The following is a 16,433-nucleotide window of genomic DNA, read 5'->3' as shown; positions in this document are numbered from 1 at the left end:
AAAAGAGGAATATCCGTTTTATTTGTTTCTTTTTTCTGCTGCTCTTTCCGCTTTTTTGAATTCCTGCTGATACAGAACTTCCTGGGTTTTCTTCAGTTTTGAAGTCGGCTGGTGTTCTTTTTTCTTCATCAATTTCGCCCCCTCATCTCATTTTTAATAGGATGGGTGTTTTTGACAACATTTATTCCTCTGAATGCAAAATCGCTTCTTTTAGCTCAGGGTGTAAAAATTCATAAGAAGACAGCAGTGCCTTTTTCGGCAGAGCACGTTGGCCTTCTAGAACAAGCAATGACATGTCGCCAAGTGCGGTTTTGATGACAAAGGACGGCACCTTCAGCCAGTGAGGGCGATGAAGGACAGATGCAATGGTTTGCCCCAGCTGCTTCATTTGAACAGGATTTGGAGACGTGACATTGAGTGGACCTGATATGTGTTCATGGTGAATGGCATACGCAATGAGATGTGCTACATCATCCACGTGAACCCATGATACCCATTGCGAGCCAGAGCCAATCGTTCCACCGGCAAACAGCTTGTATGGCAAGGTCATAAGAGGAAGTGTGCCTTTTTCTCCTAGCACTACCCCAAAGCGTGTATAAACCGTGCGAATACCGAGCGCCTCAATTTTTTGACCTTCAGCTTCCCAAAGTTTTGACGTATAACTTAAGAAATCTGTATCGGCTGGAGGGGCCTCCTCCGTAAAATCCTCTGTCTTGGAAGTGCCGTAGATACCGACAGCACTTGCTTGAATGAGCACAGACGGTTTCGATTCCTGCGCTTCTATAATGCGTCTCACTTCTTGTGTGGATTGAATACGGCTGGAGAGAATGCCTTTTTTTGCTTTGTCCGTCCAGCGTGTGAAAATGGATTTTCCAGCAAGGTTAATCCATACATCAATCGCAGGCAATTCATGTTCAGGCTTAGCACCTTCTGTCAGCCACTGGACGTAATGTAAATGATTTTGTTCGGATTCCTTTGGATTTCTTGTTAAAATATATAGATGATGTCCTTCAGCTGCGAGCACCTTTGTGACGTGCTGGCCGATAAACCCGGTTCCTCCGGTAATGGCGATATTCAATTGACATCTTCTCCTCTCATATACATACCTATATCTTTCACGATTTTGAATCAGAAGAAACATCCTGACTGTTGGAAAAAAGGAGTGATCACAGGATGCCCTATATTACGAAAATCTCTGCTCAGAAAAACAATACAGAACGCGTGAACATCTTTCTTGATGAAAAGTACGCTTTTAGCGTTGATCTAGATGTGCTCATCCAGCATGATTTGAAAAAGGGAAAAGAGCTGGATGAAGCCGATATCATAGAGATTCAATTCGGTGATGCAGTAAAAAAAGGATTTCAGCAGGCCGTCGATTATTTATCGTATCGGATGAGATCAGTGAAAGAAGTCACCGATTATTTGACGAAAAAAGACATACCAGCACCTTCTATTAGTGAAATTATACACAAATTAAAGCATTATAAGTATGTAAATGATCTTGAATTTGCAGAAGCGTATGTAAGCACCCACCGAAAAACGAATAGCAAAGGCCCGTCAGTGCTAAAAAAAGAATTAAAGCTGAAAGGCATAGACGATGACACCATCGAACAAGCACTATCGCAATATCCGAATGATTTGCAGCTAGAGGAAGCAGTGAAACAAGTGCTGAAGCTGGTTAAGAAAGAGAAAAACCGGTCCGCAAAAGAAATTGAACAGCGTATCAAATTGCAGCTTCAGCGAAAAGGATTTTCATTTGATATCATTGATAAAGCCCTTCAAGAAGCCTATGATGGACAAGAAGAGGGAAAGGAAGAAGAAGCCCTTCACTATATGCTTGAGAAGGCAAAACGCAAGGTAGGTTATGACGGATCATTTGAGAAAAAAATGAAAGTGAAGCAATTCCTTTACCGAAAAGGATTTGATCTTGATACAATTGATCACGTTTTAGACAAAGGGGAATGACAGATGGAAAAACGCTATAGTGAAATGACAGAATACGAATTAAAGCAGGAGATTGCCGCTCTTTCTGAAAAAGCAAGAAAGGCTGAGCAGCTAGGCATTGTGAATGAATATGCCGTGTTGGAGCGGAAAATTGACATGGCGAAAGCCTATTTATTAGATCCAGCTACTATTCAGACCAAAACGACTTATCAAATCAAAGATACAGACGAGCAGTTTTATGTGGAGTATTTAAATGGTGTTTTTGCTTGGGGCTACAGAGTATCAGCGCCAAATAAAGAAGATGCCCTGCCGATTTCAATGCTTACGAAAAAGGACTGATCAATAGCCATTTGCTGAGGTAAGAAGAAAAAGGACTGATCCCTAGAGATCAGTCCTTTTCTTTACTTCGAACGTTGTTTACGGACGTTGTTCTGAAGTACGATGTCGTGCTGCGTTTGCTGCGTTTCTCCGTTGACCTGAGAGGCAGAATGTTTAGCATTCGCCCATGGTTGAGGGTAAGCGGTTGTTCTTAATTGAACAAAGTCTTCCATATACGATTTCCCATTTGAACTCATATCTCAAGCACTCCCTTTGGAAAAATTAGCGTTTCCCTGATGCCCTCATACGTTCCTGTGGACGTGTATTCGTCTCACCGTTCGGCCTTTTAGATGCATAAGCATCTGTGGCCCCTGGTTCGCCTTCAAACTTGTGATTCACTTGATTTGGAAAGCCCTTTGCTTTATTACGCATACTGATTCCCTCCAAACAATACAAATCATTTGCGTCTTTTGAAGACGTAAGGGTAGTATATGAAAAAAGAGATTTTTTTAAAAAGGCACTTTCTGCTAGATGAAGGAGGAACCAGTATGGAACAATATTTTGAGCGATTAACCGAACAACTAATGGAAAAAAACAATATGCTCACATATGAAGAAGCACGTACATGGGTAGAGCTCCTTTGGAGTGATTTTGAAACAACCTATGCAAAGGCTGGCCGCAAATATAAAGGACAGGAAACGACTGAACGGATTGTCCAAGAATGGATCGAAAGCTATGGTGCTCAGCTGCATTTATTTCAAAATAAACAATCGAAGGCAAATGAGCATTTGCAACAAAACAACAAAGGGCTACTGCATTAAAAGGGTTGCCCTTTTCACTTCTACTCATCTTTTTCAATAAACAGGAAAATATATAAATAACTAAACAATTTTATGAAACAATACCCAGTCTGTGATCAAAATTACAGGCTTTTTACAATGGATAAACAAATTACATTAAATTCATGTTGGTGAAAATCACTGGAAATAAAACTCTGATATAATGTAACGATTAAGGATACATGAAATTTATGGATAATAAAAAAGGGTTTCGTTTTCTGATAAAAAAGGAATAATGAACATAACAGACTATGTGAAAAAAGTGAAGAGAAGGTGCGATATGGAACGGGAACTGCTCTCTGTTATAATTCCTTCTTACAATGAAGGTGAAAACATCAGACGAATCTTTGAGGCACTCGAGGAAGAGTTTCGCGATTTTCATTATGACTTTGAAATCATCTTTGTGAATGATGGAAGCAAAGACAATACGCTTCAATACATGAGAGAGCTCTCTCACAAAAGTGCAAAAGTCAAATACATTTCCTTTTCCCGTAACTTTGGGAAAGAAGCTGCAATTTTAGCAGGTCTTGAGCATGCAAAAGGGGAAGCTGCGATCATTATGGACGCCGACTTACAGCACCCAACGTATTTGATTCAGGATTTTGTTAGAGGCTACGAAGAAGGTTATCATCAAGTCATTGCCAAACGAAACCGTAAAGGGGACAGCAAGCTTCGTTCTTACCTATCATCGATGTATTATAAAGTGATGAACAAGGTGGTCGAAGTGGACTTGCGTGATGGTGTAGGAGATTTCCGCTTAATTTCCCGTCAAGCGATCGACGCATTGCTTCAGCTGAAAGAGGGAAATCGTTTTTCAAAAGGGCTTTTTTGCTGGATTGGCTTTGAAGAAAAGGTCATCTATTATGAAAATGTGGAAAGACAGCACGGTGATACAAAATGGTCACTGAAGAAATTATTTAACTACGGGATTGATGGTGTCATTTCCTTTAACAACCGCCCGCTGCGTATTTGTTTTTATACGGGTATTTTGATCTTATTTCTCTCTTTGATTTACATCGTGGCGACCTTTATTCAAATCGTCAGAACGGGCATCATGGTACCGGGTTATTTCACTTTAATCTCAGCTGTGCTTTTCCTCGGTGGTGTCCAGCTTTTGAGTCTAGGCGTGATCGGAGAATACATTGGCCGGATTTACTATGAAACGAAAAAGAGGCCGCATTACTTAATTCAAGAATCAAATGTCATGGAACAAGAGACGAGCTCAAAAGAACAAGACCGAGTGTTAACGCAGTTATTTAAATAACGTGGAGTCAAATAACCGGCAAGCACGAAACGCTTGCTGGGTTGTTTTGTTTCAATGAACAGTGGATCTTTTGGAGAAAGGATTTAGATGATGAAACGTAGATGGATACTCATTGGAATGTGCCTCATTCTTGCTTTATTAGGACACTCCTTTTTCTTATATGAATATACGCAAGGCCGATATATGACGGGAGATGGGGATGGCATTTCGCAAATGCTCCCATTTAAAAAGCTGCTTTACGATGAATACGTCAAAGGGAACTTCTTTTATTCCTATCAATTCGGTCTAGGCGGCGGTACATATACGCAATTAGGTTATTATTTCACAACATCGACTGTTTTTATGGTCACAGTTGCTGTCGTCTGGCTGTTGAATGCGCTTCACCTTATACAGTCAACAGATATTCACTTTTGGGCAAATGCTGTTATTTGGCTTAGTGTGATCAAGCTGACAGTCATTCTGTTCATCGCATATCGTGTGCTCCTTTCGATTGTGCAACATAGGCTGGGGGCGCTGACAGGTGCCGGTATTTACGGACTGTCTATTGTGTACTTTCGGCATCAAACGTTTTGGGAGTTTTTCACCGACAGCATGATGTGGCTTCCGCTGCTTGTGCTCGGGGTTGAACGGATTTTTAAAACAGGCAAGCCGGCTTGGTTTATTGCGGCTTGCAGTCTCATGCTGATCAATAATTTTTACTTTGCTTACATTCACTTTATCTTTTTAGCCATTTATCTCGTCTTCAGATATATGATCAAGCTTCAAAGCGAGGAGCGAGGCTGGAAGGTGTTCTGGACCCTTGCGATCTCTACGCTGTTATCGTTTGGGATCAGTGCTGCCTTTTTTATTCCGTCTGTTTACGGCTTTCTCAATAATGTAAGACCGCCGTATGAACAGGCAATTCCTTGGTTCGAGCTGCATGATCATCTGATGTTTACAAGCAGGGTGTATTTATTACCTGTGATCTTTCTCATTTGTATGTTCCTCGTTCCGCTTTACCGGAACAGGTGGTTTTTCATGTTTACATCGATCAGCGTTCTGCTCATTGTTTTTCACTACAGTCCAAAGATGGCGAGCGTGTTTAATGGTTTTTCAGCACCGCAATACAGGTTTGAATACATTCTTGCTTTTACAGTTGGAGCGGTCGTAGCCATCACCATCAAGCATTTCTCGCAAATTGAGTGGAAGTGGAAAAAACGTGCGGTTTTAGGCGCTTGGATCGTGTTCCTTCTCGCTGTCGCCCTTTCAGAACGAGCAAAGGGAAACATGGATGTTGTTGTATTTACCGGAATAGGACTGCTTGTGATCAGCTTGTTCTTCCTCTCGATACATGCTGGGAAACGTCTGCACCTTCGTCTCTTTTCAGCCGTGCTCATCGTTGTGAGCTTACTGACAGCAGGCGTGTATCAGCAGGGCTACTTATTTGAAAGAAGCAATATTAAGAGCGTATCAGATACGTATCTGAATAGTGAGGCGTATGCTGGACATGAGCAAATGAAGCTCATTCAGCAGATTCAAAGCCGCTCTTCAAAAGATCCGCTTGCCCGGATTGATTGGATGAACGGCGTGCGCAACAACACCCCGTTGTTTGAAGGCTTTCAAGGCATGAGTGCGTATTCAAGTATATTGAATCAGCATTTGCTCCATTTCTACTGGAATGACCTGCAAATTGATATGGGGAGGGAAAGTGTCAGCCGGTATGCATCAATGGGAGACAGGGCGAATTTATACAGCCTGACCTACGGGAAGTATTATATGAGAGACAAATCGATGTCTTTCTCACCGCCGGTTTATTTTAAGCCAATATTGGAAAGCGAACATTATGAAGTGTATGAAAATACACGTCCGCTCCCATTTGCAAGAACAACGAGTACCGTCTATTCAGAAAAGTCACTAGAGCATGCGTCAGCACTTGATAAAGAACATGCGATGTTGCAAGGTGTGATCTTAAACAAAAAAGGAAATGCTGAAATTGACCAATCGCCTGATCGAATAAAGGATACAAACATTCATACAGAACAAGCGATATACGAAAATGGCGTGCTTGATGTATACGGGGAAACGGGCGGGCTGAATATCACCCTTCCAGATGATATCGCTCGCGTGGGGGATGTGTATGTGAGCTTTTATGTGAAGCGGACCGACCGTAACGAAGGGTTTCAGTTATCTGTGGATGACTACGTCACATCACGTAAAAGCAATACGTCTATCTACAAAACAGGCGTTAATGACGTGACGATTCGAGTCCCAGCTGAAAAAATCCTTTCCATTCGAGTTCCAAAAGGGACGTATGAGCTGAGTCAATTAAAGCTATATCATGAGCCATACCGCATCCTTGAGCGAGCATATGAAAAAGAAAAACAGGATGATGGCAGCCAGCAGGTGAAACTTAAAAATAACCGCTTTACGATTTCTTATGATAACAAGCGTGGCGATGATTATATGATTCTGCCTGTTCCATATGAAAAAGGCTGGGAGCTCACGGTGAACGGCCAGCAAACCGATATTGAACAAGCCAATTATGCGTTTATCGGTTTTCCAATAGAAAAAGGAAAAAACGAGATCGTGCTAACCTACTATCCGCCTTATATCAGAATTCTCGCATTGATTTCACTCGTCAGTTTGATCGGTGCGATCCTCTATGCACGGAGAAAACACAAGAAACACCACTTTTCATCATAAGTGGTGTTTTTTTATCTTTCATCTCATACGTAAGTTTCTTCATCCCATTCAATCGTGTATTCGTTCATTTTTTTATCAATATCGTTTTGAATACTCATGTGCTGAAATAGCGCATTCAATTCTTCTGTCCTCTTTCTTCGATCCTTTTCATAATAATAGAACGCATCTCGATAATCATGATCCCTTAGCATCTTTGCTATGAGCATGGCATCTTCTAGACTATACGATGCTCCTTGACCAACAAAAGGGTTCGCCGTATGTACCGCATCACCTATAAGAGCAACACGTCCTTTTGACCACACAGGAAAATCCTTTATTTCATAGATACTTCTTGGAAAGAACATGTTTGTATGATCGATGATGTCAGAAAGGTGTTTAGGAATGTTCCAATGTTCCATTTGTTTATATAATAACTGTCGGATGGTTTCTTGATTGGCTTTCTCAAAATGTTTTGTAGGTAACTTCTCAGGACACTGAGAGAAAGCTTGCCATAAAATATTCATTTTATTTGTTGGATGCGCTTTCCCAAAAATGAATTGAAAGTTTCCGTCATTGTAAAAATAACTTGTTGCCTCATCCAATACAAAATCCTTCACAAACGATACTCCTTGTAGTCCCCAAAAACCGCTATAGTCTAATTTAGCATTAAACGCAATAGCCTCTCTTGTTTTAGAAAAAGTTCCATCTGCTCCTATTACGATATCACCTGTTATCACAGTTTCATCTTCAAAAAGAGCCTGAACGGAATGAGGCTGCTGTTTGATCGAGGTTAACTTTTTGTTGTATTTCACTTCTATTCCTTGGCGGTGAACTTCTTTTAAAAGTGATTTGATGATTTGGTCTCTCATGACGTTCAGTAAAGGGGCATCATAATATTTTTCACTATAATTGTGAAAGATCGCTTCTATTTCATTTTCACTGTTTATTTGCTGGATCTTCTTTATCACTGTTGCATTTGCTATCACTTCATTTTTACACCCGATTCCATCCAAAATCTTTACCCCATTCGGAGATAGTAAAAAACCTGCTCCTGTTTCTAATTCTTCATCTGACCTGCTTTCATAAATCGTACTTTCCATTCCAGCCTTTTTTAAAAATAAAGCAGTAGCCAATCCTGCTACACCACTGCCGATAATGATCACATTTTGAGATTTCATCATTTTTCCTCCCTTTTTATAAACAGACCGGTCGGTTTATTTTGGCGCAAAAAAATAAGCTTTTTCATATAGGACAGCGTATCACAATTCCCCCTTTTCATTTGGTAATTAAAGTATATGATAATATGTTATAAATGATTTAGCAAGAATGAAACTAACCAATTTCTGATCAACTTCTTTTAAAAACATGAAGGGGATAACAAAACATGAACAAAGACACCGTGATAAAACACTATGAACACACCCTTGAATGGGTACAGTCACTAACGGAAGTAACAGAAGAAGAATGGCGTAGCGCCATCGCTGATGGAAAGTGGAGCATTGCTGAGATCATCGCACATTTCGTTCCATGGGATGAATTTATTTTACACGATCGCCTAAAGGAATTTTGGAACAATAAAGCGTTACCTCAGGCACCTGATGTGCATGAAATGAATCAGCAGTCAGCCGAAAGAGCAAGAAAGGAAGAGAGAAGCGAGACGATCGGGCGATTTATTGCTGTTAGAACAAAATTGCTTCAAGAAATGAAGAAAATCGAAGCATCTCGCTGGGCTACACCCTTTCTGATCGGTCAAACCGAGCTGACGTTATCAAGTTATTTTCAAGGTTTGATTAAACATGATCTCCATCATATGGAGCAGGTCAAACAAGCGCTCTCTACAGAAAGACGATAGCGCCTCACGAAGCTTCCTTATCAAACGAAAACGACGCATAATCAAACAAAAAATGAAATAGCCAAAGACTTAGCGCAAAGAGAATTTCTTCAGAAGTAGTCAGCAAAATGCCGTCAACCAATTCATCTGATAAGTAGACAGCACCCCAAATAAACAAAAGGTGAAATAAAACGGTATAGAAAACGATGGATCGTTTTTTGGACCGACACTTACGAAGAAACCGCATGAGCACGTGTTCCAGATGTTCAAAAGAGATCCCGAGTACGACGTAGATGCCCATAAACAGTAGCAGCGATAAAACCGATTGGTAAAAAGCACCGGTCAAATGAAAGAACAGCACACAAAACAACAAAAATATGTAACAGACAGCTGATAGCGCCATGAGCCATTTCAGCCCTTGCCATAAAGCGTGAACAGATTGTTGCATGGGTAAACAACACTCCTTTACATGAAGATACCTGCAAAAAGGACAGCCTTTTTGCAGGAAGGTAGAATTAATCCTCTTTTTTAGGTGCAGCGATGACAGGATGTTTTTCAGTATCAAGCAATTTCAAGAATTCTTCACCTTGATCTAAATGATCCAAAACAAGCTGTTTCGGTGTGACCGCAAGCCACTGATTGAGTGAGATATCTGCATAATGATCACTCTTGAAGATTTCTAAGAAATAAAGCGGTTCGTCACCTGTATTTTCTACATAATGCCCCATCGCAAATGGCACATAGCCAACGTCTCCCGCCTGATAGTTGAAGGTTCTCGCATGTCCATCAGAAGCAAAGACCGTCATTCGTGCCTTTCCAGAAATGAAATATTGCCATTCATCCGTATTTGGATGCCAGTGCAGCTCACGAATGGCACCTGGATCAACTTTCACAAGAGCGGATGCAATCGTTTTAGACGCTTTGAAATTGGTAGAGTCCGCAATCCACACTTGTCCACCGCTTGACGTTATCGGCTCTTGCTTTAACAATTCATATTTAAAAGAATTTGGGACTTCCCCTTGCTCTGTTTGCACCTTGTCACATTCAAGGGAACCAGGAATTCCTTTTTGGAAAATATACTTCTCTTTCTCTGGTAGCTTCTCAAATTGCTCCTTTGTCATTCCAAAGTTTTGGAGCACAACTTCCTCTGGCGTATGCGCAAGCCAATCAGTCACTTGGAACGTACTATTTTCAGAGAAGGAACCATCATCAAACACAAGTAAGAATTCAGCTCCTGGTTCAAGTGCTTGAATAGAGTGCGGCAAGCCAGAAGGGAAGTACCATAAATCTCCCTCAGTCACATCCTCTGTAAAATTGCGCCCCTCTGCATCAACCGATGTAATTCGGGCTTCCCCATAAATCATGTACGCCCATTCCGCTTCCTTATGCCAGTGAAGCTCGCGAATCGCACCAGGCTTTAGCCGCATGTTCACAGAGGCAAGACTTTTAGAGATTGGCAGTTCACGCACCGTTACCTCGCGGGCATAGCCGCCTTTTTCTAAACGGTTGTGCGTATCAGAAAAAGAATATTTCATGTTGGGAACCGTTCCATGATCGGTTTCTGGTGGCGTGAGCATATCTGGGTTTTGTCTGTCTCGCTCGAGATTACGTGGAATTTTGACCGTTGCTCCTTTTTCTCCTCGAATCGGCTGCGGTACACCATTTTGCTTTTCACTCATGATAAAATCCCCTTTCAACATCGTATTGTGTGAGGTGACAAAAGGCCTTTCATTTCGCCCTCGCTTTCATAAGGTGAAACGAATCAAGAAGATGTCAATCTGATTCATCATTTTTTTGAACAGCGACCAATCGTTGGATGAGTTTGCTTAATTCATCAAACTTTCGTTCAAAACGTGTCAGCAAATAAACCGTCAAAATGGCAGGGAAGCCAGCCTGACCGAGCTGCTTCAGCCATTCCTCCGAAAAAAAGGTCTCCATTTGTCTCACCTCCCAGCGGATGCTCGTCTTCTCTATAAGTGGTATGAAAGAAGAAATAGGAAATCAAAGGGGGAGAAAATGAACCATTAGACCCGTTTCACAAAGTTTACTTTTTTTAACTTTTGTCCACTTAATGCAAGTAGAGAGAACAAAGGGGAGGATGCACATGGATTATCGGCTGTTATTGAAAGCAAAATGGAAGGAAATCGTTGACCACCCGCTCATTCAGCAGTTTTTAAGCAATCCTAAAAACCAGCAGCTGCTCCGGCAAGTCATGGAAGAGCCAAACGAGGAAAATGCGAAAAAACTAGATTCCGAGTTCAAGCAGTTTTATCAAAAAATCCGCATCATCAAGTATATTTCCACAATGATCCGCATTTTTTCAGTCGACTTTGACAAACGAGTGAAAAAAAAGCAGCAGCGTTTTCCGCTCATACTCGATCATCCTGATACGCAAGAAGTGAAAGATCCTGTTCAAACAGATATGTATGAAGCTGTGCTCTTTAACCAACAAGACTTAGGGGAGCACCTGCAAGACAAAAGATTGTACAAGGCCTACCAGCAGCTCACAGACAAACAAAAAATGGTCTTAACCCAAATCTATGTCGATGGTCAAACGATGAAGGAAATAGCCGATCGGCTGGGTGAATCAAGACAAAACATCTCAAATATCCACAAAAAAGCACTCAATAAACTAAAAGAAGAAACAGGGGGAGATGTCCGTGCACGAAGACAAAATGACCAATGGAGAAATGGAAGAACTCATTGAAACCTTCACACCCATGATCAAAAAGAAACTACAAAACACGGCATATCAAGAAAGAGAAGACCTCGAACAAGAACTCTATATCAAACTCATCGAAAAAGTAGACTGGCTGATTTACCAAGAAGGACCTGGATTTTGGGAGTTTATTGTGGAATATATGACGAAGTTGTAAGAGTTGTAAGCACAAAAAAAGACTCGCTCACACAGAGCCGAGTCTTAATTTTTTTTGCAGTTTTTCTTCACTGAAAATCCAGCCGGTATAGGAATTTTTGATTTGGTGGTCCATGTCGATATGGCAGATCGCGACGAAAGGATAGTGACCTTTGCTGCGGTAGCGCAAATCAATGAACCGTACCTCATAATGGTCCTTGTATTTATCCACTTCCCACCGGTAGACAGGGGAGAAGGAGAGAAAGGCTGAAATGTTTTCGTCTTGCTTGGCAATTTTCATAATCTCTGTATCAGGGACCGGCACACGGTTAAAGGTGTCTAAAATGATGATCTCACCATTCATACTGCGTCCAACATGGAAAGAGGATTTACATTTCACGGCAATGCGCCATTGTCTGAACTTCATTGTAGGCGAAATAATAATGTCTTCAATTTCATCGAATCGTGCACGCAGCTGACGTTTAATCTGAAGCTGCATGATGACCCTGACGATATAATAACAGAAAATCACGGCATACAGCGTAATAAACGTATAGCCGGGATGCCCGCCAATCGCCCAAACGACAATGGCGACAAGATGGGTAAAAAAGATAAACGGATCAAACGTGTTAATGATCCCAAGCGCTACCCATTTCTTTGAAAATGGACGAATGGCCTGTGTGCCGTATGCATTGAATATATCGACAAACACATGAAGCACGACGGCTAATAGTGTCCATAACCAAAGGTGAAGTAAATTCGCCCCCGGCACAAATGGGAAAATCACAGCAGGAATTAGCAATGACCAAAACAGTACAGCCGGAATGGAATGAGTAAATCCCCGGTGATTTCTTATATAAACTGCATTATTTTTTAGTTTTAGCACAGTATCAATGTCTGGTGCTTGGGAGCCGGCGATGGTCGCGATCATCACGGCGTGTGCCATGTGTGGATCTGCGCTGACGGCTGGATCTAAAAGCGCAAGTCCCCCAAGAGAAATGCCCATTACTACATGAGTACCAGTGTCCAATTGATTACCTCCTAGTTGTCATGCTTAGGAACAATCATACAAAGTATACGTTTCTCATCAAGACTATGTGCAAAATCACTTTTGCTTTATCCCGATTTAATGTAACATGTTAACGTATCTACAAACAGTATACAACAAATAAGGTTCTTTTCAGAACGTTAGCTCTCGGTTCGATAAGAAGGAGTATAGAGATGAAAGACATTCAAGAAAAGCTGGACCGCAAAGATATTGCGGGTTTTCAGCATGATTTAATCGATTGGTATGAAAAAGAACAACGAACACTTCCATGGCGTGAAAATCAAGATCCATACCGCGTCTGGGTATCAGAAGTGATGCTCCAGCAAACGAGAGTGGATACGGTCATTCCGTACTTCAACCGGTTTATGGAGCAATTCCCGACGGTGAAAGATCTTGCTTTAGCTGATGAAGAAAAGGTCATGAAAGCATGGGAAGGTCTGGGCTACTACTCAAGAGTGCGTAATTTACAGGCTGCTGTGAAAGAAGTATATGAATCCTACGAGGGCGTTGTCCCTGATACGAAAGAACAATTTTCAAAGCTGAAAGGTGTAGGTCCGTATACGAGCGGCGCAGTGCTGAGTATCGCTTATAACAAGCCATACCCTGCGGTAGACGGCAACGTGATGAGGGTCATTTCCCGTATCTTGTCCATATGGGATGATATTGCAAAACCAAAAACGAGAAACATTTTCGAATTTGCGGTTGATCAGCTCATTTCCCGGGAAAAGCCGTCAGAATTCAATCAAGGGCTAATGGAGCTAGGTGCACTTATTTGCACCCCAACCTCTCCTGCATGCCTCATTTGTCCTGTAAACATGCATTGCTCAGCACTGGAGGAAGGCGTTCAGCATGAGCTGCCGGTGAAAAGTAAAAAGAAAAAGCCGACTGCGAAATCAATGGCAGCGGTGGTGTTATTTGATGATGCAGGCCACCTCTATATTCATAAGCGTCCAAGTACAGGTCTGCTTGCGAATTTATGGGAGTTCCCAAACATGGAAACAATGAAGGGAAGAAAAACGGAAAAAGAGCAGCTGATTGATTTCTTAAAAGAGGAAGCGGGTGTACAAGCAGAACTTGGTGATTTAGAAGGCACCATTCAACATGTATTTACCCACCTCATCTGGAATATTTCTGTTTTCTTTGGACGTGTGACCTCTGTATCAGATGACACGATGCTGAAAAAAGTCACAACAGAAGAATTTGAGGCATATGCTTTGCCAGTCTCACATCAAAAAATATGGAAGATGGCACTTGAACAGCCTAGTCATATTTAACCGTTGTACCATGGGTATAATCGGCTTCATTTCGGTGCAGACCCCCGCGGTTTTCAATTTCAGAAATGATTTCTCGATACTTAGATTGCCCTTCTTCGTTTAAATAAGGTAAAATTTGTTGGAAAGCATGATGAAAAAAAGCAAGCTCAGTATCTTTCCATTGATCCTTTGACATCATGCCAAGCTGGCTTAAATCGCGTCCGACATACATGAATGTAACCTCCTAATAGGAACTTTCCTATTAGTGTGAAGCGAATGGACGAAAACTATTCAAATCAGGAGATGAACCATAATGAACAAGCGTAAATGTGCACTAATTACAGGCAGCAGTAGAGGTGTCGGGAAAGAAGTAGCCCTTCGCCTGGCTGAAAAAGGATATGACATTGTCATTAACTATGCAAGAAGCAAAAAAGCAGCACTTGAAACAGCTGAAGAAATTGAAGCGATGGGTGTTAAAACATTAGTTGTCAAAGCCAACGTTGGTCAGCCAGAGAAAATCAAAGACATGTTCCAGCAAATTGACGAAACGTTTGGCCGTTTAGACGTATTTGTGAACAATGCGGCATCTGGCGTTCAGCGCCCAATCATGGATCTTGAAGAAAATCATTGGGACTGGACCATGAATATCAATGCGAAGGCCTTGTTATTCTGCGGACAAGAAGCAGCCAAATTAATGGAGAAAAACGGCGGCGGACATATCGTCAGCATTAGCTCACTAGGCTCCATCCGCTACCTTGAAAACTACACGGTGGTCGGTGTATCTAAAGCAGCACTAGAAGCGTTGACACGCTACTTATCCGTTGAGCTGTCACAAAAAAATATCGTCGTAAATGCCGTATCAGGCGGTGCCATTGATACAGATGCACTCAAGCACTTCCCAAATCGTGAAGAGCTATTAGAAGACGCTAAGAAAAATACACCAGCAGGCCGTATGGTGGAAATTAAAGACATGGTCGACAGTGTAGAATTCCTTGTATCAGGCAAAGCAGATATGATTAGAGGACAGACGATTATCGTCGATGGCGGACGTTCTTTGCTTGTTTAAAAAAATGATGAATAAGATGTACACCTTCTGCACAAATTAATGTGCGTGGAGGTGATAATGATGGATAAACAACAAAACAAAACAAACGCACAACAAGTGAAAAAACAAAACCAAGCTGCTGCACAAGGCGGTCAATATGGCACTGAATTTGCTAGCGAGACTGACGCACAGCACGTAAAAAAATACAACCAAAAAGCTGAGCAAAACAAACAACAAAACAGCTAATCACTGAAACAAAGGGAAGCACTTCATCTACGAATGAAGTGCTTTTCTTTTTGTCTCTCCCCATCATCCGACAAAACCTGTAAAACCTCTACATAAACAGTCAAAGGACTTCTTCCTTCTTTCAAGAAATGGTATAGATACAAAAAGTGGAATCGAAGGAAAGGGAGGAGTTAGATGTCTGATTTCGATCAGCTTGTCAGAGAACAAATGCAGCTTATGGATCAGCTGCTCGATGTACAAGGAGAACTTGATCTGTACTTAGAGACAGAAAAACAATTGCTGCAAGGTGAAAAAAAGGAAGAGCGGCATAAGCTTCGTGATCAAATCAAACAGAAACGAGAGGAACTGCAAAAAGTCCAAACACTATTTACAAAACAGACTGAACAAGTTATCAATTCGTATAAACAAATGGAGAAGAGCTCAACCGTCATGTAAAAGAGTGTGCCGTTCAATTGGGTTGAATGGCTTTTTCATTTCATTTTTTAATGATGTAACGGTATAATATAATAGAGACATGTTTAGTTGGGAAATTAGGTCTTTGGACTGTTAGGTTTGTTTGTTATAGAAAGTAGGGGAGAAAATATGGGCTATCCCAAGGAAGGAGAAACCATCCAAATTCAAAGCTATAAACATAATGGCTTGATCCACAGGATTTGGAATGAAACCACCATTCTGAAAGCAACGGAATTGTGTATCATTGGTGCAAACGATCGAACAATGGTGACTGAATCCGATGGCCGTACATGGATGACAAGAGAACCGGCTATTTGCTATTTTCATGCAAAACAATGGTTTAATGTCATTGGGATGCTTCGAGATGATGGGGTGTATTATTACTGCAACATCAGCTCTCCTTTTGCGACAGATGAAGAGGCGATTAAGTATATTGATTACGACTTAGATGTCAAAGTCTTTCCGGACATGACGTATAATATTTTGGATGAGGATGAATATGCAGATCATAAGAGGCAGATGAATTATCCAAAAGAAATCGATAGTATCTTACGAGAGCATCTAAATACATTACTGCATTGGATTCACCAGCGGAAGGGACCGTTTGCTCCAGAATTTGTGGATATGTGGTATGAACGTTTTTTGCGTTATACAAAATAAGTAACAGCAGCTAAAAC

General features: G+C 41.3%; 22 protein-coding genes and 1 pseudogene. 13 read left to right on the top strand and 10 right to left on the bottom strand.

What is annotated here, in order from left to right; genetic code table 11:
* Positions 1-18 precede the first annotated feature (18 nt).
* Positions 19-129, bottom strand: a complete 111-nt coding sequence (locus ACRRMM_RS14155; protein WP_017358836.1) for a YfhE family protein — start codon at positions 127-129, stop codon at positions 19-21.
* Between the two features lie 52 nt (positions 130-181).
* Positions 182-1,078: a TIGR01777 family oxidoreductase gene (locus ACRRMM_RS14150; RefSeq protein ID WP_428828830.1), complete on the bottom strand. Its 897-nt coding sequence runs from the start codon at positions 1,076-1,078 to the stop codon at positions 182-184.
* Between the two features lie 95 nt (positions 1,079-1,173).
* Here ACRRMM_RS14150 and recX point away from each other — a divergent pair, with 95 nt between their 5' ends.
* Complete coding sequence (gene recX, locus ACRRMM_RS14145; RefSeq protein ID WP_428828831.1) at positions 1,174-1,965, top strand: recombination regulator RecX; 792 nt, start codon at positions 1,174-1,176, stop codon at positions 1,963-1,965.
* 3 nt (positions 1,966-1,968) lie between these two features.
* A complete protein-coding gene (locus tag ACRRMM_RS14140) occupies positions 1,969-2,283 on the top strand; it encodes a YfhH family protein (RefSeq protein WP_282834012.1) in 315 nt (104 codons plus the stop codon).
* Between the two features lie 62 nt (positions 2,284-2,345).
* Here the strand turns inward: ACRRMM_RS14140 and ACRRMM_RS14135 are convergent, their stop codons facing one another.
* Together ACRRMM_RS14135 and ACRRMM_RS14130 are read right to left on the bottom strand one after the other, a co-directional pair.
* Positions 2,346-2,519, bottom strand: a complete 174-nt coding sequence (locus tag ACRRMM_RS14135; protein WP_003217811.1) for a YpzG family protein — start codon at positions 2,517-2,519, stop codon at positions 2,346-2,348.
* Positions 2,520-2,544: 25 nt separating this feature from the next.
* The gene (locus ACRRMM_RS14130) at positions 2,545-2,694 is read right to left on the bottom strand and encodes a small, acid-soluble spore protein K (RefSeq protein ID WP_003217849.1); all 150 of its coding nucleotides are present in this window, start codon (positions 2,692-2,694) and stop codon (positions 2,545-2,547) included.
* A 116-nt stretch (positions 2,695-2,810) separates the two neighbouring features.
* Here ACRRMM_RS14130 and ACRRMM_RS14125 point away from each other — a divergent pair, with 116 nt between their 5' ends.
* From ACRRMM_RS14125 to ACRRMM_RS14115, 3 genes are all read left to right on the top strand, one after another.
* Positions 2,811-3,083, top strand: a complete 273-nt coding sequence (locus tag ACRRMM_RS14125; protein ID WP_017358840.1) for a YfhJ family protein — start codon at positions 2,811-2,813, stop codon at positions 3,081-3,083.
* Between the two features lie 298 nt (positions 3,084-3,381).
* On the top strand, positions 3,382-4,365 hold the full coding sequence (locus tag ACRRMM_RS14120; protein ID WP_008341983.1) for a glycosyltransferase family 2 protein: 984 nt from the start codon (positions 3,382-3,384) through the stop codon (positions 4,363-4,365).
* A gap of 87 nt (positions 4,366-4,452) precedes the next feature.
* Positions 4,453-7,047: a YfhO family protein gene (locus ACRRMM_RS14115; protein ID WP_428828832.1), complete on the top strand. Its 2,595-nt coding sequence runs from the start codon at positions 4,453-4,455 to the stop codon at positions 7,045-7,047.
* Between the two features lie 23 nt (positions 7,048-7,070).
* Here the strand turns inward: ACRRMM_RS14115 and ACRRMM_RS14110 are convergent, their stop codons facing one another.
* Positions 7,071-8,204 carry an FAD-dependent oxidoreductase gene (locus ACRRMM_RS14110; protein WP_129548179.1) on the bottom strand — a complete coding sequence of 378 codons (1,134 nt, stop codon included), beginning with the start codon at positions 8,202-8,204 and terminating at the stop codon, positions 7,071-7,073.
* Positions 8,205-8,410: 206 nt separating this feature from the next.
* Here ACRRMM_RS14110 and ACRRMM_RS14105 point away from each other — a divergent pair, with 206 nt between their 5' ends.
* A complete protein-coding gene (locus ACRRMM_RS14105; RefSeq protein WP_025206969.1) occupies positions 8,411-8,878 on the top strand; it encodes a DinB family protein in 468 nt (155 codons plus the stop codon).
* 4 nt (positions 8,879-8,882) lie between these two features.
* Here the strand turns inward: ACRRMM_RS14105 and ACRRMM_RS14100 are convergent, their stop codons facing one another.
* The 3 genes from ACRRMM_RS14100 to ACRRMM_RS14090 all read right to left on the bottom strand — a co-directional run bounded on the left by ACRRMM_RS14100 (position 8,883) and on the right by ACRRMM_RS14090 (position 10,795).
* Positions 8,883-9,305, bottom strand: a complete 423-nt coding sequence (locus ACRRMM_RS14100; protein ID WP_048002114.1) for a regulatory YrvL family protein — start codon at positions 9,303-9,305, stop codon at positions 8,883-8,885.
* 67 nt (positions 9,306-9,372) lie between these two features.
* Entirely contained in the window at positions 9,373-10,536 is a 1,164-nt protein-coding gene (locus ACRRMM_RS14095; protein ID WP_048002115.1) for an oxalate decarboxylase family bicupin, read from the bottom strand.
* A gap of 94 nt (positions 10,537-10,630) precedes the next feature.
* On the bottom strand, positions 10,631-10,795 hold the full coding sequence (locus ACRRMM_RS14090) for a YvrJ family protein (protein WP_003217819.1): 165 nt from the start codon (positions 10,793-10,795) through the stop codon (positions 10,631-10,633).
* A 166-nt stretch (positions 10,796-10,961) separates the two neighbouring features.
* Between ACRRMM_RS14090 and ACRRMM_RS14085 the strand changes: the two genes are divergently transcribed.
* Both ACRRMM_RS14085 and rsoA read left to right on the top strand, forming a co-directional pair.
* A complete protein-coding gene (locus tag ACRRMM_RS14085) occupies positions 10,962-11,564 on the top strand; it encodes a sigma-70 family RNA polymerase sigma factor (RefSeq protein ID WP_048002116.1) in 603 nt (200 codons plus the stop codon).
* Positions 11,512-11,733, top strand: coding sequence for a sigma-O factor regulator RsoA (rsoA, locus tag ACRRMM_RS14080; RefSeq protein ID WP_041116267.1), 222 nt, complete (start codon positions 11,512-11,514; stop codon positions 11,731-11,733). Before ACRRMM_RS14085 ends, rsoA begins: the two co-directional genes overlap by 53 nt.
* Before the next feature lie 27 nt (positions 11,734-11,760).
* Here the strand turns inward: rsoA and ACRRMM_RS14075 are convergent, their stop codons facing one another.
* On the bottom strand, positions 11,761-12,741 hold the full coding sequence (locus tag ACRRMM_RS14075) for a metal-dependent hydrolase (RefSeq protein WP_008341965.1): 981 nt from the start codon (positions 12,739-12,741) through the stop codon (positions 11,761-11,763).
* Between the two features lie 191 nt (positions 12,742-12,932).
* Here ACRRMM_RS14075 and mutY point away from each other — a divergent pair, with 191 nt between their 5' ends.
* Positions 12,933-14,033, top strand: coding sequence for an A/G-specific adenine glycosylase (gene mutY / locus ACRRMM_RS14070; protein WP_017366880.1), 1,101 nt, complete (start codon positions 12,933-12,935; stop codon positions 14,031-14,033).
* On the opposite strand, the gene ACRRMM_RS14065 is transcribed toward mutY, so the two are convergent.
* On the bottom strand, positions 14,020-14,244 hold the full coding sequence (locus tag ACRRMM_RS14065; RefSeq protein WP_008341962.1) for a hypothetical protein: 225 nt from the start codon (positions 14,242-14,244) through the stop codon (positions 14,020-14,022). The two genes, mutY and ACRRMM_RS14065, sit on opposite strands and share 14 nt — an antisense overlap.
* A gap of 81 nt (positions 14,245-14,325) precedes the next feature.
* On the opposite strand from ACRRMM_RS14065, the gene fabL reads away from it, so the two are divergent.
* The 4 genes and pseudogenes from fabL (at position 14,326) to ntdP (ending at position 16,416) form a co-directional block, all read left to right on the top strand.
* On the top strand, positions 14,326-15,078 hold the full coding sequence (fabL, locus tag ACRRMM_RS14060; RefSeq protein WP_007496726.1) for an enoyl-[acyl-carrier-protein] reductase FabL: 753 nt from the start codon (positions 14,326-14,328) through the stop codon (positions 15,076-15,078).
* A 75-nt stretch (positions 15,079-15,153) separates the two neighbouring features.
* Positions 15,154-15,303: pseudogene (locus tag ACRRMM_RS14055) on the top strand (gamma-type small acid-soluble spore protein); the annotation flags it as partial.
* A gap of 174 nt (positions 15,304-15,477) precedes the next feature.
* A complete protein-coding gene (locus tag ACRRMM_RS14050) occupies positions 15,478-15,738 on the top strand; it encodes a YgaB family protein (protein ID WP_129548180.1) in 261 nt (86 codons plus the stop codon).
* 147 nt (positions 15,739-15,885) lie between these two features.
* On the top strand, positions 15,886-16,416 hold the full coding sequence (gene ntdP / locus ACRRMM_RS14045; RefSeq protein WP_008341956.1) for a nucleoside tri-diphosphate phosphatase: 531 nt from the start codon (positions 15,886-15,888) through the stop codon (positions 16,414-16,416).
* Positions 16,417-16,433: the final 17 nt, after the last annotated feature.

Source organism: Bacillus sp. XT-4 (assembly GCF_050864245.1).
Classification (GTDB): domain Bacteria; phylum Bacillota; class Bacilli; order Bacillales; family Bacillaceae; genus Bacillus; species Bacillus altitudinis.
Note: the sequence above shows the minus strand (reverse complement) of the source record. Positions and strands in the feature narration are given on the sequence as shown.

Excerpts from the sequence above, each read along its gene's own strand:
- ACRRMM_RS14155 (WP_017358836.1), bottom strand. The coding sequence starts at position 129 with ATGAAGAAAAAAGAACACCAGCCGACTTCAAAACTGAAGAAAACCCAG.
- recX (WP_428828831.1), top strand. The coding sequence starts at position 1,174 with ATGCCCTATATTACGAAAATCTCTGCTCAGAAAAACAATACAGAACGC.
- ACRRMM_RS14140 (WP_282834012.1), top strand. The coding sequence starts at position 1,969 with ATGGAAAAACGCTATAGTGAAATGACAGAATACGAATTAAAGCAGGAG.
- ACRRMM_RS14135 (WP_003217811.1), bottom strand. The coding sequence starts at position 2,519 with ATGAGTTCAAATGGGAAATCGTATATGGAAGACTTTGTTCAATTAAGA.
- ACRRMM_RS14130 (WP_003217849.1), bottom strand. The coding sequence starts at position 2,694 with ATGCGTAATAAAGCAAAGGGCTTTCCAAATCAAGTGAATCACAAGTTT.
- ACRRMM_RS14125 (WP_017358840.1), top strand. The coding sequence starts at position 2,811 with ATGGAACAATATTTTGAGCGATTAACCGAACAACTAATGGAAAAAAAC.
- ACRRMM_RS14120 (WP_008341983.1), top strand. The coding sequence starts at position 3,382 with ATGGAACGGGAACTGCTCTCTGTTATAATTCCTTCTTACAATGAAGGT.
- ACRRMM_RS14115 (WP_428828832.1), top strand. The coding sequence starts at position 4,453 with ATGATGAAACGTAGATGGATACTCATTGGAATGTGCCTCATTCTTGCT.
- ACRRMM_RS14110 (WP_129548179.1), bottom strand. The coding sequence starts at position 8,204 with ATGAAATCTCAAAATGTGATCATTATCGGCAGTGGTGTAGCAGGATTG.
- ACRRMM_RS14105 (WP_025206969.1), top strand. The coding sequence starts at position 8,411 with ATGAACAAAGACACCGTGATAAAACACTATGAACACACCCTTGAATGG.
- ACRRMM_RS14100 (WP_048002114.1), bottom strand. The coding sequence starts at position 9,305 with ATGCAACAATCTGTTCACGCTTTATGGCAAGGGCTGAAATGGCTCATG.
- ACRRMM_RS14095 (WP_048002115.1), bottom strand. The coding sequence starts at position 10,536 with ATGAGTGAAAAGCAAAATGGTGTACCGCAGCCGATTCGAGGAGAAAAA.
- ACRRMM_RS14090 (WP_003217819.1), bottom strand. The coding sequence starts at position 10,795 with ATGGAGACCTTTTTTTCGGAGGAATGGCTGAAGCAGCTCGGTCAGGCT.
- ACRRMM_RS14085 (WP_048002116.1), top strand. The coding sequence starts at position 10,962 with ATGGATTATCGGCTGTTATTGAAAGCAAAATGGAAGGAAATCGTTGAC.
- rsoA (WP_041116267.1), top strand. The coding sequence starts at position 11,512 with ATGTCCGTGCACGAAGACAAAATGACCAATGGAGAAATGGAAGAACTC.
- mutY (WP_017366880.1), top strand. The coding sequence starts at position 12,933 with ATGAAAGACATTCAAGAAAAGCTGGACCGCAAAGATATTGCGGGTTTT.
- ACRRMM_RS14065 (WP_008341962.1), bottom strand. The coding sequence starts at position 14,244 with ATGTATGTCGGACGCGATTTAAGCCAGCTTGGCATGATGTCAAAGGAT.
- fabL (WP_007496726.1), top strand. The coding sequence starts at position 14,326 with ATGAACAAGCGTAAATGTGCACTAATTACAGGCAGCAGTAGAGGTGTC.
- ACRRMM_RS14050 (WP_129548180.1), top strand. The coding sequence starts at position 15,478 with ATGTCTGATTTCGATCAGCTTGTCAGAGAACAAATGCAGCTTATGGAT.
- ntdP (WP_008341956.1), top strand. The coding sequence starts at position 15,886 with ATGGGCTATCCCAAGGAAGGAGAAACCATCCAAATTCAAAGCTATAAA.